Here is a 17,157-nt window from a genome sequence, read left to right as displayed (position 1 = left end):
GACACCGACCCCGACCCCGACCCTCGATCCGTCCGGTCACTCAGGAGGCGAGCCCGTCCGTGCGGACGGCCTCGACCCCGTCGTGTCCCAGGTCGTACGCGGTCGCCTCATCGCCATCACCGACCAGATGCGGCTCGCCCTTCAGGCCGTGTCCGGAAGCCCCACCGTCACCGAGGCCAGCGACTTCTTCACCGGGATCTTCCTGCCGAGCGGCGCCTTCGCCACCATGGGCCACCAAGTCACCTTCGAGGCCGCGCCGGTCGGGGCACTCATCCGGCATCTGCTGGACAACGGCACCGACCTCAAGGACGGCGACCGGATCATCGGCAACGACCCGTTCATCGGCGCCCTGCACCAGAACGACCTGCAGATGTGCGCCCCGCTCGTCGTCGACGGCGAGGTCATCGCCTGGGCCGGTGTGATGGCGCATCAGACCGACATGGGCGGGATGGACTTCTCGTCCTGGTCCCCGAAAGCCACCGAGGTATGGCAGGAGGGCCTGCGGATACCTGCCGTGAAGCTGGTCGACGGCGGCGAGGTCCGGCAGGACGTCCTCGACATGATCCTCGCCGCGACCCGGCTGCCCGCACAGGTCGGTCTCGACATCCGGGCCTTCATCGCGACCCTCAATGTCGCCTCCGACCGGCTGAAGGACCTGTGCGGCCAGTACGGCACCGGCACCGTGCAGAGCGTGATGACCGCCATGGTCGAGAACGCCGAGGCAGGCGTTCGGGCGCGGCTGCGTGAACTCCCCGACGGTGTCGTCCGGGTGACGGACTACCTCGAACACGACGGACACACCGACCGGCTGTACGCGGTGGACCTGGTCGCGACCAAGCGGGGGGAGACCCTGACCCTCGACTTCTCCGGCTCCTCCGCACAGGCACCGGGCTTCGTGAACTGCTCACGGCCCGGGCTCATGGGCGCCGTCGCGGGTGCACTGATCCCCACCCTCGGGTTCGGCATCCCCTGGAACGAAGGGTTGCTGCGCCCCGTCACGGTCACCGCGCCCGACGGGCTCGTGTGCACCGCGATCCCACCGGCCCCGGTCGGCAGCGCGACCGTCGAGACCATCTGGGTGGCCTGCAATGTCGTCACCACCGCGGTGAACACACTCCTCGCCGCCTCACCGACACATGCTCACCGGGCGCAGGCCGTGTCCAGCGGCACCATGGCGACCTTCAACCTCAGCGGACGGGACCGGGACGGCCGCTTCTTCGGGCTGCACCTCATGGACCCGCTCGCGGGAGGCTTCGGCGCCTTCGCGGACCACGACGGGCCCAACGCGGCCGGACCGATGGGCACCCCCTCGCCGTGCATCGCTGACGTCGAGACCAACGAGCAGACCAGCCCGCTGTTCTACCTGCACCGTCGACTCGCCCGCGACACCGGCGGAGCAGGACGGCGTCGCGGCGGGCTCGGCGCGGAGGTCGCCCTGACGGTGACCGTCGAGAAGGCGCAGGCCCTGGTCATGACACACGGACTGGAGGTCCCCAACTCCGTGGGGCTCGGGGGCGGCTGGCCGGGCGGCCTGGTCAGCCAGACATTCGGGGCCGGCCATCTCCCGGACAGCACCGACGCCGCACGGCGGGCCACGGCCGTACGTCCCCTCGACGCGCACGATCAGGAGCGGTTCGCGGCCCTCGGCCCCAAACCCGGCTCCTTCCCGATCTCCGACACCGATGTCTTCGCGGTGCGCTGGCAGGGCGGGGGCGGCATCGGGGACCCCCTGGACCGCGCCCCCGAGGACGTCGCCGCCGACGTCCGGCTGGGACTGGTGAGCGCGGACAGCGCCCGCCTCGTCTATGGCGTGGTGCTCGGCGCGGACGGATCGGCTGACGGGTCCGACGCGGTCGAGGCGACGCACACCACGAGGCTGCGCCGGGAGATGCGTGCCGAACGGCTCGGCACCGGTATCGATGCCGTGCCCGAGCGGACCGCACCCATCGAGCCCGACGGCGTACCTGTCGGGGTGGCACCCGGAGCAGCCTGGCTGTCCCTGTCCGACCGGCTCCGTCTGGTGCGGAACGACGACGGCTCATGGCATGTGCGGACCGTCGACGGTGCCGTCCTGGTGGAGGGTTCCACGCGGTGGCGACAGGGAGCGGTGCGGTTCGCCCCGTGGCTGCCGGACGAGGTGGTCTCGACGCTGCACCCGGATCTCACGGTGACCGCCTGGGCGTGCCCTGTCTCGGGACACCTGCTGGCAGTGGACGTACATCGCCGAGACCAGGACCCCGCACATGACCTGGACCTGGACCTGGCCTCAGCAGGGCCGGCCGGCTTCCTGAGCCGCGCCCGCTGAACGCGCCGTCTCGCGTTGTCCGACCACAACACAGAAGATGCGCCGACCGATTCCGACCGGTCGGTGATGTCGACAAGGAGTACCCCCTTCATGTCTCAGGTCATGTCTCAGGAATTTGACGGAAAGGTCGCCCTCGTGACCGGAGCCACCTCCGGGATCGGCCAGGCGGTCGCGATGGCACTGGCGGCAGGCGGAGCCGAGGTGATCGTGCATGGCCGTAACGCCGTACGTGGCACAGCGACGGTCGGGGCCATCACCGAGTCGGGAGGAACGGCTCGGTTCATGGACGCCGACTTGGCGGATCCTGATGCCGTCCGCGCTCTCGCGGACAAGGCCGGCCCGGTCGACGTACTGATCAACAACGCCGCCGTCTACGAGTTCGGGCCCATGCTGGAAGCCACCGTGGAGTCGTTCGACCTCCACATGGCCACGAACGTGCGCGCGCCGATGCTGCTGATGGCGGCGCTGGCCCCGGGGATGGTCGAGCGGGGCAACGGATCGATCATCAATATCACCACGGGCGCCGTGTCCACGCCGGTACGCGGCGGAGGCATCTATGTCGCGTCCAAGGCCGCACTCGATCACATGACGATGGTGTGGGCGGACGAACTGGGTGCTGCCGGTGTGCGCGTCAACGCTGTGGCGTCAGGCCCGACCCGGACGCCCGGCATGCAGGCGCTCGGTGACGAGGTCATCAACTCGCTCGGTAGGGCAACGGTTCTCGGCCGCGTCGGCGAGCCCTCCGAGATCGCCGAGGTCGTCGCGTTTCTCGCCTCGCCCCGAGCCGGCTTCATCACGGGAGCCGTCGTCGATGCCCGGGGCGGTATCCCCGCGCTCGGCTGACCACCCACGCGGGGCAGGACGTCATCGAACCGTACGGATCGCCAGTGTCACCACAGGCGCCCGCACCGGGCGCACAGAAGAGGACAGAACAGGAGCGTGGAGTGACCAGCCCAGGAGGAACAACCCAATCACCCGCAGTGGCGGGTCATCCGACGATCGAGGCGGCTCGCGCCTGGATGCTTGAGCACGTGGAACTCGGCCGCTACCCGTTCAACGCGATCGACGCGGACCTGGTCCGCCAGGTCATCCATGACCTGCCGGGGACGGACCCGGTGACCTGGGCTTCGGCATGGCTGACCCCGGCAGCCGAGCACGCCGCCCGTGCCGAGACCGCCGAAGCGGCCGGCGACACCGCTGCCGCGCGGGACGCCTGGTGGCAGGCATACTCCTGCGCCTTCCTGGGGCGCTACCCCGCTCCGAACCACCCGGCCAAAGCCGCGGCCTACGACCGGGTTCTCGAATACTTCGCCCGAGCCATCGCTCTGGAGGAGCAACCGTCCGAGCGGGTTGTGCGACAGTTCGCCGGCCGCGCCGACGAGGGCAGTCAAGTGGCGTTCTACGTACGTCGTCCGGCCGGTGCCGAACGGCCGCCCGTCGTCATCGTCTGGGGAGGAATCGACGGCTGGAAGGAGGAGTCGTACGTTCTGACGCGGGGCCTCACCGCAGCGGGCTTCGCGACGGTACATGTCGACATGCCGGGCGTCGGAGAGGCCCCCGTACTCGCAGGCATCGATGCCGAGCGGATCTGGGACCCGGTCTTCGAATGGATCGACGGCAGCGATCTCGGCGACTCACAGATCGCGGTACTGGGACAGTCGTACGGGGGCTACTGGGCCACCAAGCTGGCGCACACCCACGCCGACCGGCTGGCCGCCGCCGTCAATTGGGGCGGCGGCATCCACATCACCTTCCAGCCCGACTGGCAGGAGCGCTCGCGGCACGCCTCCTCGTACCTCATGGACCTGATGGCCACCCGGGCCCGGCTGTTCGGCGGGACCACTTTCGAGGACTACGTCGCCCGCTGCCCCGAACTCTCGCTGCTCGATCAAGGCGTCCTCGACCAGCCCAGTTGTCCTCTGCTGCTGGTCAACGGCAAGGACGACCTGCAGAACTCGCCAGACGACATGGTGCTGGCTCTGCAACACGGTGATCCCAAGACCGCGCGGTTCTACCCCGGAGGCCACATGGGAACCGGACCGATCATGCCCGACATAGTGAAGTGGCTGAAGCGGCAGCTTGCGACCAACGTGTCCTGACCCGGACGTCGAGGCCGGCCGGTGCCGGCGGCATCAGTGGGCGGGCTTGCCGAACCAGCGGGAGAGGTGGTCGTCCAGGTCCTGCTGATCGTCGCCGATCCAGGCGACGTGGCCGTCGGGGCGCAGCAGCACGCAGGGAACATCCAGCGCCGCAGCGGGGTCCGCGAGGTGGTCGACCCGGTCCGACCAGCCGCCGGCGGTCAGGCGTTCGGTGCGGTCAAGGAGCAGTCCGCGGCCGCGCCGCAGCAGATCGTAGAGGTGACCGTGTTTCACGTCGATGTCGGGCAGGCGGCGCCCGAGCAGGTCGGGGCCTGCGCCGAAGTCGTAGCGGATGCCGATCGCGGTGATCTTCTCGATCAGGTAGCGGTTCACCTCGTCGAAGTCCATCAGTTCGGTGAGCAGCCTGCGCACGGCCCGCGGGCCCGGCTCGGTGGAGTGCAGTTCCATCTGGGCGCGGGTGTTGTCCAGCACGTCCTCGGCGACCGGATGGCGTTCGGCCTGATAGGTGTCAAGGAGTGATTCCGGCGCCCAGCCGCGGATCTGTGCGGCCAGTTTCCAGCCGAGGTTGAATGCGTCCTGGATGCCCAGGTTGAGCCCCTGGCCGCCGGTGGGCGGATGGATGTGTGCCGCGTCGCCGGCCAGCAGCACTCGCCCGACCCGATAACGTTCGGCCAGCCGGGTGGCATCCCCGAAGCGGGACAGCCAGCGCGGGGAGTGCACACCGAAATCGGTTCCGGCGACGGCACGCAGCTGTTGTCTGAAGTCCTCAAGGGTGGGCGGTTCCGCGCGGTCGCTGACCCCCGCGGCGGGGACGACGACGCTGTAGACGCCTTCGCCGAAGGGACGGAGCCAGAATCGCTGGTGGGTCTCGCGGATTTCGGCCACCTTGGCGGCGATCTCCTCCTGCGGCACGCCCACTTCCAACTCGCCCATCAGGGTCTCCGTCCGCGAGGGCTCGCCGGGGAAGCCGACGCCGAGCAGTTTGCGCACGGTACTGCGCCCGCCGTCACAGCCGACGAGATAGCGCGCACGCAGCCGTTCACCGTCGGCCAGAACGACGGTCACACCCTCGTCGTCCTGCTCGAAACCGGCCACCGCACCACCGCGCCGGACCTGCGCACCCAGTTCGATCGCATGGCTTTCGAGCAGGTCGACGACGACCGGCTGCGGGATGCCCAGCAGATAGGCGTGCCGCGAATCCAGGCTCGTGGGCGCGGGTTTGGGAATGGCGGCGAAGAATCCGGCGGCCGGACGCCGCCTTCCGTTTTCGAGAACGCGGTCCAGCAGTCCGCGCATGGCCATCAGCTCGATACTGCGAATGTGCAGACCGACGATGCGAACGAACGACGCGGGCTCGGTCTCCTTCTCCAGAAGGAGTACCCGCACACCGTGCAGCCGCAGTTCGGCGGCCAGCATCGCGCCGGTCGGCCCGCACCCGGCAATGATCACGTCGAACATGAGGGGTGCGCGGTCGGCGCCGGAGACCTGTGGAGAGTGGGAGGGCATAGGTGTTGCCTTTCGGGAGTGCCTGTTGTGTCGAGGCGCTCCAGGCGACACCTACGTCAATCGCCCGCCGTGACGGGAAGGGGGAGCACCCACGTCGATACAGCGTTCATGGGTCTCACCTCCTGAGGCGGTGTCACGGTCAACCGCACGTTACAAGCCCGAGCTTCACCTCGTCCAACCCTTTGTTCCCTGCGCGGTGTGTACCCGCATCACCTTATGACAGGGTCTTGGCCGTGCCGTCGGCCATCAGCCGTAACGCACCGCACCGCAACCGATCGCGTTGCCTGTGGTGTCGCGGGCGATGAGGAACGATGAACCGGCCGTCCGCACGGGCTGCCACCAGCCTTCACCGCACCAGCCGATCCACGCCCACGAACCAGGAGCACCGACATGGGATCCGACAGGAGATTCGACATGAGATTTGACAACCACCGCGTCGTCATCACGGCCGCAGGCCGCGACTTCGGGCGAACCCTGGCGATACAGCTCGCAGACCTCGGTGCCGAGATCTTCCTCTCGGCACGCAGCCTCGCTGCCGCCGAGTGTGTCCGCGACGAGATTCGTGCCCGAGGACATCAGCAGGTCCACGCCTTCGCCTGTGACCTGACAGACCCTTCCTCGATCCGCGAGTTCGCCTCCGACGTCGCCCTGCGTACCGACCGCGTCGACTTGCTGGTCAACAACGGCTCGCGCTACCTCGAAGGTCCGGACCTCCTGTCAGCGTCCGACGCCGATGTCGTCGACACCATCGCGTCCGGCGCCACCGGCACCGTCCTGACCGTGAAGAACTTCCTCCCCCTCCTGCTCAACTCGGACAAGCCTGATGTGGTGACCATGGTCTCCGCCTGCGGGACACCCGGCCATCAGCGCTCGGACGCACACGACGCCTTCTACGCGGCCAAGAGTGCCCAGGCAGGGTTCGCCGAGATTCTCTCCAAGCGCCTGCGGCCCCAGGGAGTTCGGGTGATCTCGCTCTACCCGCCCGACTTCGACAACGCCGACCCGCTCTCCGACCAGTGGGAGAACACACCGCGGGGGGCCAAGGACTCCCTCACTGCCCAGTCGCTCGTGGAGTGCGTGCTCTTCGCTGTCGCGCAGCCTCGTGACTGCTTCATCAAGGCGTTCCACTTCGAACAGGTCTGAACTGATCCCCTCCTCGCTGGCAGCACCACCGGGGCGATCACATCATCGACGGAGGAGCGACTAATTGGTGCCGGCGGTGAGTTCGCCGAACAGCTTGTTTGCCGTGGGGGAGGCGAACATGCGCGTCATCTCCGCGCGGGCGACCTGCTTGCGGAACTCTCCCTCGTAGGAGGTGTCGCCGGCGTTGTGCATGAGATCGGTGATCCATGCCGCGAACGCCTGGTAGTTCCAGATGTGGCCCAGGCAGTCCGAGGAGTAGCTCTTCAGCAGGCTCGCGTCGCCCTTCTGGATGTGGGCGAGGACGGCTCGGGCGAAGACGTCGGTGTCGTGGAGAGCGAGGTGGATGCCCTTCGCGCTCATCGGCGGGACGATGTGGGCCGCGTCGCCGAGCAGGAACAGTTTGCCGTAGCTCATGGGGTCGAAGACCACGCTGCGCAGCGGGATGACCTGCTTGCTGAGGATTTCACCGCTGGCCACAGGGGTGCCGAAGCGCGCCTCCAGCTCGCTCCAGATGCGCTCGTCGGGCCACTGCTCAGTGGTGTCGTCGACCGGACACTGCAGATAGATGCGCGTGGCGTCGGGGCCGCGAGGGATCATGCCGCCCAGGCCGCGCTCATGGATCGCCATGCCGGCCGGATCGGTCGCCACTGCGGCCCAGACAGTGAGCCAGGAGTACCCGTACTCGTAGGAGTACTCGGTCAGCACGTCGGCGGGGATGGAGGAGCGGCTCACCCCGTGGAAGCCGTCGGCGCCGGCGATGTAGTCGCAGTCGATGACGTGCGTCGTGCCGTCGGTGCTCTGGTAGCGGACGGTGGGCTGCTCGCCGTCGACGTCTTCCAGGGCCACGTCACGGGCCTCGTAGCGAAGGTCTCCGCCCTGGGTCAGGAAGGTGTCGGTGAGGTTGCGGACCAGGACGTGCTGGGGGATGAAAATGCCGCCGTCCTCACCGTCCTCGCCGTGCTCGATGTCCATCGGCATCTCCTGCCCGTCGATGAAGAAGCCGGCCCCGTCCTGCGGTACGGGGTCGCCCTCCAGGACCTTTCCGAGCCCTCGTTCGCGGATGATGCCGATCCCGAAGCTGTCGATGACCCCGGCTCGCTGGCGCTGGTCGACGTAGGCGCGGCTGCGCTTTTCCAGCACGACGCAACCCACACCGTTGCGCAGCAGGATGTTGCCGAGCGTGAGGCCGGCGACTCCGGCGCCCACGATGACGACGGGGGTGTTCTCGCGTGTTTCAGGCATGGTGTTCCGGGTCTCCTCGGTCAGGAAGCGGTGGACCGCCGTCCAGGTGGTGCGGCGTTCCGACCTCACTGTGGAACGTCCCGCCGGTTGCTCACCACCGGTGAATGGACATCTGATGCCGGAAACCCGCCAACCTGTCGAGGTCGGCGATGCGGTGTCTCACGAGGTCGGGCTCGCCGCCGATCGCCCGGTAGGAAGCTTCGACGAGTTGTCGCGTCGTCGCTCCTCGTCGGTGGTTCCGAGGGCGCGGGCAGAACTGTGCTCGCCGGTCATGGCGTTCCTTACGCTGCGAGGAGCTTGGCGAGGTCTTCCGCGGACGCGGGCCGGCCGGGGACGGCGAACGTGCCGACCGGGTTGACGTAGGCGAGCTGGGCGGGCGTGCCCGGCGCGAACCGACGGCTTTCGACGAGAGGGCCCACGTCGTACGCGTCGTATCCGAGCGAATCGATCAGGGTGGCGACAGCCTTCCTGGCGCCGGCGTCGTCGCCTGCGATGGGCAGCGCGCTGCGATCGGGGGCGCCGGTTGGGCGCCCCAGGGCGGCCAGGTGTTTGAAGAAGATGTTGCTGAACGCCTTGACGACATGTGAGCCGGTCAGGTGCGTCTGAAGCAGCAGGTGGGCCGGGGTGTCGTCGGCTTCTATCTCGGGGACACGGCCCTGGCGGGCGGGGTCGTAGTTGAGGGTGTCGATGACGACCTTGCCCCGGAGGGGTTCCGTGGGGACCTGCCGATAGGCCCTGATCGGAATGGTCACCACGACGAGGTCGCCGGCGGCCGCGGCCCCGACAGGGGTGGCCGCGCGGGCGCGCGGGCCGAGCCGCGTGATCAGGTCCTGCAAGGTTTCCGGGCCGCGGCTGTTGCTGAGGACGACGTCGTGGCCGGCGTCGACCGCGAGGCGGGCGAGCGTACTGCCGACATTGCCGCTGCCGATGAAGCCGATGGTGGTCATGGTCTCCTGCCGGGGTCCGGATAAGGTAAGGGACGCCTGCACATAAGTGAAGGCGTTCCTTGACTTTAGCGCAGGCACCCCTTGGTTTGGCAACGCCGTGGGATCAGGAGGAATGTGTGATGGCCACCACCGAGTCCGGCGGGCGAGCCGAAGCCAATTTCACCGTGAGCCGGCCGACGCGCGCCGACGCGCGCCGCAACTTCGACGCCCTGCTCGATGCCGCGCGTGAGATGTTCGCCGCCGAGGGCTCCGACGCCTCGCTGGAGGGGATCGCCCGGCGGGCAGGGGTCAACATCGCGACGCTCTACCGCAATTTCCCCACTCGGCAGCATTTGTTCCAGGCTGTCTACCTGGACGAGGTCGAAGCACTTGCCCTCATGGCGGCCGAGTTGGACAGCCTCGAACCGTGGGACGCCCTGGAGAGCTGGCTGCGCCAGTTCGTCAGCTACGCGACCACCAAGAAGGCCATCCATGACGCCATCGCGCACCGCGCGGAGATGTTCGTGACCGGCCGCGACATGATCCACGCAGCCGGTCGGCCACTTCTCGAACGTGCCCAGGGTGCCGGCAAGGCCCGGGCCGACGTGAGCTTCGACGACGTGCTCTTCCTGGTCAACGGCGTCAGCGGGGCGAACTTCGTTCAGGAGGCCCAGCGGGAGCGGGTGCTCGCCATGGCCTTGGACGGAATCAAGGCCCATGAGGACTCCTGACGAAATGGCAGACGGCTACCGGGTGTCCGAGCTCGTCGGTTCACCGCACGTCACGCACGCGATGCCGGTCCGCCGCTGACACCGCGCCGCGAGCCGCGCGGCCGTCGGATGAACTGCCGTCGCTCTTCGGGCCGTTGCTGCTGTCAGGGGCCGGTCCGTAGCTGGTGACTGACCGGCGGGGACCGCAACGACGTCACGCAGTTGCTGCCCCCGCTGGACAACGTTCCAGCCGTGGCCGGAGCGGCCGGAGCGGCCGGAGCGGCCGGAGCGGCCGGATGGCTCGGGCGCCGGCGTCCGAGTCTCCAGCGGCAGTCCCCGTCCTCAGTCCTCGTCAGTCGTCGTCCTCTCCCCATTCATTCGTCACGGTACAGAGCGATGCGGCGGCGGACCGCAGGCAAACGGCGAAGTCCGGCTGCCGGTCCTCGTCGAGCCATTGGTCAAACGCGTTCCGGAAGACAAGCGTGGCGACCTGCGCCACCAGCCGGGCCCTGCCGGGCTCGGTGCCTCGCTGTTCCAGCGCGTCACGGATCGCAGTGGTGACGGCGGCGTGTTTCGCGCCCTCACGTTCCTGGAGTTCCGCGCTGGCATTGATCACGGCGCGGCGTTCGACCGCATGCGGGAGCCGGCTGGTGAGTCGAGTGCCGACACTGCCGAAGGCGGCCAGCACGGTGGCCAGGGGAGGTGCGGTCTCGGCCTTGAGGATGGCCTCGTGCAACGCGACAGGCAACTGTTCGGAGCCCGCGAAGAGGACTTCGCGTTTGTCAGGGAAGTAGCGGAAGTACGAGCGCCGGGTGATGCCGGCACGCTCGGCGATCTGCGTCACGGTCACGTGGTCGTACCCGTGCTCCGCGTAGAGCTCCAGCGCAGCCTTGATGAGGCGCTCCTGCGTCCCCGGATCCCATCTCGCCATGGCCTGACGTTATCAAGTTACGTCTCACTGTGTCGTCAGTGCTAGCATCTGACATCAGTGATGACACAGTGAGACATGAGTGGGTTCCGGTTGCCCCGCACGCCGCACCCACCGAGAGGAGCCCCATGGCCCGCGACCCTCGCGACCCCCGCGATCCCCGAGACGCACGAACCGCTGAGATCTGGATCCTGGGAGCGACCGGCCGTATCGGTGCCGCCGTCGCCGCCCGCCTGGCCTCACAAGGCGCGCCACTGGTACTGGTCGGACGTGACCGTGACCGCTTGGACCAGGTACAGGCGAGTCTCGGCGGGGACGCAAAGGCGAGGGTCGTGGTCGCCGACACCGCCGAGAAGATCGCGCAGCAGATTGAGCAGCGGCATCCGGCCGTGGTGGTCAACACCCTCGGCGAGTACGCGAAGACCGCCCTGCCGATCGCCCGCGCGTGCATGCCGGGCGGGCACTACCTGGACCTGGCTGCCGATCCGTTCGCCGTCTCCCGGCTCCTCGACCTGGACGAAGAGGCAACTGCGGCCGGCAGCATCCTGGTGACCGGCGCCGGATTCGGCGTCCTGGCGTGCGAGGCGGTCGTCGTCAAGCTGTGCGCGGACCGTCCCGTCCCCAGTCATGTACGCGTCGACGCCCTGGGCTCGGTGGCCATGGAAGCCGGACCGATGGGTGCCGCCTTCGCGGCCAGCGCCATGGACACCCTGACCATGGGTGGACTTCGCTATGAAGACGGCCGTCTCGTGAAGGTCAGGATCGGCGCGGACGTGCAGCACCACACTCTCCCGGACGGCCAGAGCGTGAAGTCGGCGGCGGCCCCTTCAGGCGAGCTCATCGCCGCGCAACGGGCCAGCGGAGCACCGGATGTCAGCGTCACCACCGCCTTGGCCCCCACCAACAAGGCCGTACGGGCAGTCCTTCCCCTTGCTGGGAAGCTGTTCTCCATACCGGCACTACGACGCTTCGCCGTCCGCCGGATGGCCGGCATCCAGCTCAAAGCGACCCCCCGCCCCCGCCGGCACTCCTGGGGGCATGCGGTGGTCACCTGGCCCGACGGGACCCGACGGGAGGGATGGCTGCGTGCCGAGGACGGCATGGACTACACCGCCGATGTCGCCGCCGAAACCGCCGCACGACTGGCCCGCGGCGAAGGCAAGCCAGGCGCCCACACACCCGCAGCGGCCCTTGGCCCCGACCTCGCCACCGCCGCCGGTGGCACCTTCGTCATCGAGTGAAAACGCCTCACCGGCTGGTCAACAGCGCTGCGGTACGCGGGGATCGGCACGGAACGGACCCGGTCGGCGTCGATCTCCGCCGTCCGTGCCGCATCCGCCGCCGGCGTGTGGCAGGGGCGGTCGGCTGACGAGCACCTGGGCGAACTCGCGCCGCGAATCGACGTACAGCCGAGTCGCGTGGTTGAGGGAGGCCGACCGGCCAGACGGTGCCGAGAGCCACATTCCAGCGATCGGCCCGACTGGCGGCGCAGGACCGGCCGGCCCACCGGTCAGGGCCACCCCACTTCCCGGCCCGGTCAGCCGCTCAGCGCCGCGAGCACCATGGACCTGGCCTCCTCCTGAACCCGCTGCAGATGGTCCGGGCCGAGGAACGACTCCGCGTAGATCTTGTAGACGTCCTCGGTGCCCGAAGGGCGGGCCGCGAACCAGGCGTTGGCGGTGGCGACCTTGACCCCGCCGAGGGCAGCGCCGTTGCCGGGGGCCTCGGTGAGCACCGCGGTGACCGGCTCGTCGGCGAGGGTGTCGGCGGTGACCTGGCGCGGGGACAACTTGGCGAGCAGCGCCTTCTCCTCCCGGGAGGCCGGGGCGTCGACGCGCGCGTAGGCGGGCGCCCCGAAGCGGCCGGTGAGTTGCGCGTAGTGCTCCGACGGCGTCCTGTCGGTGACAGCCGTGATCTCCGAGGCGAGCAGGGCCAGGATGATGCCGTCCTTGTCGGTGGTCCACACCGAGCCGTCGCGGCGCAGGAAGGACGCGCCCGCCGACTCCTCGCCGCCGAAGCCGAGCGTTCCGTCGGACAGGCCGTCCACGAACCACTTGAATCCGACCGGGACTTCGACCAATTGACGGCCGAGGTCCGCCGCGACCCGGTCGATCATGCTGGACGACACCAGGGTCTTGCCGATGCCGGCGCCCGTGGGCCACTGCTCCCGGTGCGAGAACAGGTACGAAATCGCCACGGCCAGGTAGTGGTTGGGGTTCATCAGGCCCCCGTCGGGGGTGACGATGCCGTGCCGGTCGGCGTCGGCGTCGTTGCCGGTGGCGATGTCGAACCGGTTGCGCTGCTCGATGAGTGAGGCCATGGCGTACGGGGAGGAGCAGTCCATACGGATCTTGCCGTCCCAGTCCAGCGTCATGAAGCGCCAGGTGGGGTCGGTGAGCGGGTTCACCACCGTCAGGTCGAGCCTGTGCTGTTCGGCGATCCGTCCCCAGTAGGCGACCGAGGCGCCGCCCAGTGGGTCAGCGCCGATGCGTACGCCGGCGGCCCGGACCGCCGCCAGGTCCAGCACGTTCGGCAGGTCGGCCACATAGGCGCCGAGGAAGTCGTGCCGGCCGGTGCCGGGTGCGGCCAGGGCGCGGGAGTAGGGGATGCGCCGTACGTCCTTCATGCCGCTGGTGATGATCTCGTTGGCGCGGTCCTGGATCCAGGAGGTCGCCTCGGAGCCGGCCGGGCCGCCGCTTGGCGGGTTGTACTTGAAGCCGCCGTCCGCCGGCGGGTTGTGCGAGGGCGTGACCACCACACCGTCGGCGAGAGCGGATGTGCGGTCGCGGTTGTGGGCGAGAATGGCGTGCGAGACCGCCGGGGTGGGCGTGTAGCCGTCGGCCTGGTCGATGAGGACGGCCACGTCGTTGGCGGCGAACACCTCCAGTGCCGTGATCCGCGCCGGCTCGGAGAGAGCGTGTGTGTCGGCGCCCAGGAAGAGCGGGCCGTCGGTGCCCCGCTCGGCGCGGTACTCGCAGATGGCCTGGCTGGTGGCCGCGATGTGGTCCTCGTTGAACGCCGTCGCGAGGGACGAGCCGCGGTGCCCCGAGGTGCCGAACGCCACCCGCTGCCCGGGCTCGGCCGGGTCGGGGTGCAGCGCGTAGTACGCCGTGACCAGGCGGGCCACATCGACGAGGTCCTCGGGCCCGGCGACCTGTCCCGCTCGCGCGTTCTGCATTTCCGCTCCTCCACAAGGCCGACCGTTGGCTACCGGCCTCATTCTCCCTCAGCGGCCGACCACCGCACGAGCAGGTGGCGGCTCCGGAGACCATCGACCGTCACCGCCGCCCGGATAGGAAGGTGAGCGTTCGGTTCGATGTGCTGACACGTGTATTGACACGTCCATTACAAAGGCTTTACGTTTCGGCCATCTGAGAGCGCTCTCAGACACCCGTCGTGTGAGACTTGAGGTGTCGCATGCCATCCCCCCGCACCAGACCGGCAGCCGGACTGTTCCTGGCCTCCGTCCTCGTCGCCGTCGGCCTCGGCCCGGCCGCCGTACCAGCGGCAGCCGCCACCGTCCCCGTAGGCTCCGGCAGTTACTCCGACACCCGGCCCGCCGGTACGTCGGGCCCCACCACCAACACCGGAACACCGGTCACGCCCAAACTGACCGCCGCCGCCCGGAACCGGCCCGTCCCCACCAACGACTGGTGGTCCTCCCTCGCCTACCAGCGGTACGGCGACAACCCGTACTCGACCCCCATGTACGGGCATCCCCTCACCTACCAGGCCGCGGCCGGCGGACTCGACGTCGGATATCCGACGACCCCCGCGATCGTCGGTGACGGCCGCCAGTACGAGTACGCCCACAAGCGCGACCTCACCATCGGACTGACGGGCCTCAACTCGCCCGACACCAAGGCCGACGACTGGTCCGACTGGACGGTCACCCCCTACTGGTCCGACGGCACCCGCACCCTGCGCACCACCATCGGCCACGGCTCCCCGTTCGTGTACGCGAAGGGCACAGGCGGCAACGCCCAGATCACCACCGCCGGCACGCCCACGGTCTTCGCCGACCAGGGCAACGTCCTCGGCGTCACCGTCGCCGGACACCACTACGCCCTCTTCGCGCCGACCGGCAGCGACTGGAACGTCGCGGGCTCCACCGTCACCGCGGGCCTCGGCTCCAAGGACTACTTCTCCGTCGCCGTACTGCCGTCCACCGACGCGCTGGCGACCTACAAGAAGTACGCCTACAGCTTCGTCACCGACTCCAAGGCCACCTGGGACTACACCGGCGGCACCGTCAAGGCCACCTACACGCTCACCACCGAGGCGAAGGAAGGCACCGAGCGCGGCACGCTCCAGGCCCTCTACCGCCACCAGTGGCTGAACACCACGGACCCCCTCACCTCGTACACCTACGTCTCACCGCGCGGCACCATGAAGGTCCGCGAGTCGGCCTCCTTCACCACGAGCCAGAAGGCGGCGGCCGTGCTGCCGGGGCTGCCCAAGTCGAACGGCGTGGACACCGCCAGACTGCGCGGTTACCTGAACGAGGTCGTGAACGCGGCCGACCCCTTCTCCGGAGCCTCCGACACCTACTGGACCGGCAAGGCCCTCGGCCGCCTCGCCCAACTCGTGCCGCCGGCCGACCAGATCGGCGAGACCGGCACCCGCGACCGACTCCTCGGCCTGATCAAGGGCAAGCTCCAGGACTGGTTCACGGCGGGCGGCGCGAACGAGTTCAGCTACGACAAGGACTGGAAGACGCTCACCGGCTACCCCGCCTCCTACGGCAGCGACACCGAGCTCAACGACCACCACTTCCACTACAGCTACTACGTGTACGCGGCGGCCGTCGTCGCCCAGTACGACCAGGGCTGGGCCGCCGACTCCGCCTGGGGCGGCATGGTCAAGGCCCTCGTCCGGGACGCCGCCAACCCCAGCCGCACCGACACCACCTTCCCCTTCCTGCGCGGCTTCGACGTCTACGCGGGCCACAGCTGGGCCTCCGGCCACCAGGGTTTCGCGGCCGGCAACAACCAGGAGTCCTCCTCCGAGTCCACCAACCTCAGCGCGGCGCTCGTCCTGTGGGGCTCCGCGACCGGTGACACCTCGCTGCGGGACCTCGGCACGTTCCTGCTGACCACCGAGTCGGAGTCGATCGCGCAGTACTGGTTCGACGCCGACGAGCAGGTCTTCCCGTCCTCGTTCGGCCACGACACAGCCGGCATGGTGTGGGGCAGCGGCGCGGCCTACGCCACCTGGTGGACGGCCAACCCCGAGGAGATCCACGGCATCAACGTCCTGCCCGTGACCGGCGGATCGCTCCACCTCGGCGGTGAGAAGGCCGCGATCCGGCGCAACCTCGCCGAGATGGAACGGGAGAACGACGGCCCGGCCGTCGAATGGCGCGACCTCCTCTGGGAGTTCCAGTCCCTTGCCGACCCGGGCACGGCCAAGACCAAGTGGGACGCGGGCAACGCCGGCTACACCCCGGAAGAGGGGGAGTCGAAGGCGCACACCTACCACTGGATCAACACCCTCGACTCCCTCGGTGCCCCGGATGCCACGGTGACCGGTGACATCCCCACCTCCGCCGTCTTCACCAAGGGAACGAACCGGACGTACGCCGCCCACAATTACGGCTCGACGGCCCGTACCGTCACCTTCTCCGACGGCAAGACCCTCGTCGTGCCGGCCCGTTCCACCGCGAGCGGCACCGGGACCGGTTCACAGGACCCGGACCCCGACCCGGACCCGCCGACCGGCAACACCTTCCAGCTGCGCACCGGTGGCGCACTGACCACGGCGACCGGCGGCACGGCGGGCAGCGACACCATCGCCTCGGGCGGCGGCACCAACCACGACGGCACCCCGTACCAGCCCCTCACCTACGAGGTCCGCGGCGTCAACGGCACGCTCACCCCGGGCGCCCAGAGCGCGTTCCGGCTCCAGGTGGACGCGGGCAGCACGGTCGGGCTCGGCCAACAGGCCCGTATCAGCTACGACTTCACCGGCGACGGTGACTTCGAACGAACGGAGACGTACAACTACTTCGCGACCGACCCGGTCACCGGCTGGGAGGAGTACGCGCAGGCACGCGGTCTCAAGGCGTCCACGGGCACACCGGGCAACCTGACCGGCGGCACCGTGCGCCTGGAGGTGTGGAGCGCCATCGGCGACGGCACGTCGAAACTGCAGACGGGCACGGACAAGTCAGTACTGGTGATCCCGTACAGCTGAACGAACGGAAAACGGCGGCGGGCAGGGGCGCCGGCCCTTGCCCGCTGTTCGCGTGGAAACGCAGTTGGCAGCGTGACCGTCACGGTCACGCTGCCAACGAGCT

Annotated in this window: 12 protein-coding genes; 7 read left to right on the top strand and 5 right to left on the bottom strand. The window is 69.1% G+C overall.

The window, feature by feature from the left end; translation table 11 throughout:
* From AOK01_RS17835 to AOK01_RS17825, 3 genes are all read left to right on the top strand, one after another.
* A partial coding sequence (locus AOK01_RS17835) for a hydantoinase B/oxoprolinase family protein (protein WP_342671047.1) occupies positions 1-2,305 on the top strand: 2,305 nt, incomplete at its 5' end.
* 90 nt (positions 2,306-2,395) lie between these two features.
* Positions 2,396-3,148 (top strand): SDR family NAD(P)-dependent oxidoreductase, encoded by a 753-nt coding sequence (locus AOK01_RS17830; RefSeq protein ID WP_245702293.1) that lies wholly within the window; start codon positions 2,396-2,398, stop codon positions 3,146-3,148.
* 137 nt (positions 3,149-3,285) lie between these two features.
* Entirely contained in the window at positions 3,286-4,404 is a 1,119-nt protein-coding gene (locus AOK01_RS17825) for an alpha/beta hydrolase family protein (RefSeq protein WP_055512769.1), read from the top strand.
* 33 nt (positions 4,405-4,437) lie between these two features.
* On the opposite strand, the gene rox is transcribed toward AOK01_RS17825, so the two are convergent.
* On the bottom strand, positions 4,438-5,910 hold the full coding sequence (gene rox, locus AOK01_RS17820) for a rifampin monooxygenase (protein ID WP_079103497.1): 1,473 nt from the start codon (positions 5,908-5,910) through the stop codon (positions 4,438-4,440).
* A gap of 414 nt (positions 5,911-6,324) precedes the next feature.
* Between rox and AOK01_RS17815 the strand changes: the two genes are divergently transcribed.
* Complete coding sequence (locus AOK01_RS17815; protein ID WP_055512767.1) at positions 6,325-7,053, top strand: SDR family oxidoreductase; 729 nt, start codon at positions 6,325-6,327, stop codon at positions 7,051-7,053.
* Positions 7,054-7,113: 60 nt separating this feature from the next.
* On the opposite strand, the gene AOK01_RS17810 is transcribed toward AOK01_RS17815, so the two are convergent.
* Both AOK01_RS17810 and AOK01_RS17805 read right to left on the bottom strand, forming a co-directional pair.
* Positions 7,114-8,295 carry a 4-hydroxybenzoate 3-monooxygenase gene (locus AOK01_RS17810; protein ID WP_055512783.1) on the bottom strand — a complete coding sequence of 394 codons (1,182 nt, stop codon included), beginning with the start codon at positions 8,293-8,295 and terminating at the stop codon, positions 7,114-7,116.
* 281 nt (positions 8,296-8,576) lie between these two features.
* A complete protein-coding gene (locus AOK01_RS17805; RefSeq protein WP_055512764.1) occupies positions 8,577-9,242 on the bottom strand; it encodes an NADPH-dependent F420 reductase in 666 nt (221 codons plus the stop codon).
* A 119-nt stretch (positions 9,243-9,361) separates the two neighbouring features.
* Between AOK01_RS17805 and AOK01_RS17800 the strand changes: the two genes are divergently transcribed.
* Positions 9,362-9,952, top strand: a complete 591-nt coding sequence (locus tag AOK01_RS17800) for a TetR/AcrR family transcriptional regulator (protein ID WP_055512762.1) — start codon at positions 9,362-9,364, stop codon at positions 9,950-9,952.
* A 331-nt stretch (positions 9,953-10,283) separates the two neighbouring features.
* On the opposite strand, the gene AOK01_RS17795 is transcribed toward AOK01_RS17800, so the two are convergent.
* On the bottom strand, positions 10,284-10,862 hold the full coding sequence (locus tag AOK01_RS17795) for a TetR/AcrR family transcriptional regulator (protein WP_055512760.1): 579 nt from the start codon (positions 10,860-10,862) through the stop codon (positions 10,284-10,286).
* Positions 10,863-10,987: 125 nt separating this feature from the next.
* On the opposite strand from AOK01_RS17795, the gene AOK01_RS17790 reads away from it, so the two are divergent.
* Complete coding sequence (locus AOK01_RS17790) at positions 10,988-12,100, top strand: NAD(P)H-binding protein (RefSeq protein ID WP_055512758.1); 1,113 nt, start codon at positions 10,988-10,990, stop codon at positions 12,098-12,100.
* A 296-nt stretch (positions 12,101-12,396) separates the two neighbouring features.
* Here AOK01_RS17790 and pgm read toward each other — a convergent pair whose 3' ends face one another.
* A complete protein-coding gene (gene pgm / locus AOK01_RS17785) occupies positions 12,397-14,037 on the bottom strand; it encodes a phosphoglucomutase (alpha-D-glucose-1,6-bisphosphate-dependent) (RefSeq protein WP_055512756.1) in 1,641 nt (546 codons plus the stop codon).
* 239 nt (positions 14,038-14,276) lie between these two features.
* Here pgm and AOK01_RS17780 point away from each other — a divergent pair, with 239 nt between their 5' ends.
* Positions 14,277-17,054: a glycosyl hydrolase gene (locus AOK01_RS17780; RefSeq protein ID WP_055512754.1), complete on the top strand. Its 2,778-nt coding sequence runs from the start codon at positions 14,277-14,279 to the stop codon at positions 17,052-17,054.
* Positions 17,055-17,157: the final 103 nt, after the last annotated feature.

Origin of the sequence: Streptomyces aurantiacus (genome assembly GCF_001418335.1) — a bacterium.
Taxonomy (GTDB): Bacteria; Actinomycetota; Actinomycetes; order Streptomycetales; family Streptomycetaceae; genus Streptomyces; species Streptomyces aurantiacus.
Note: the sequence above shows the minus strand (reverse complement) of the source record. Positions and strands in the feature narration are given on the sequence as shown.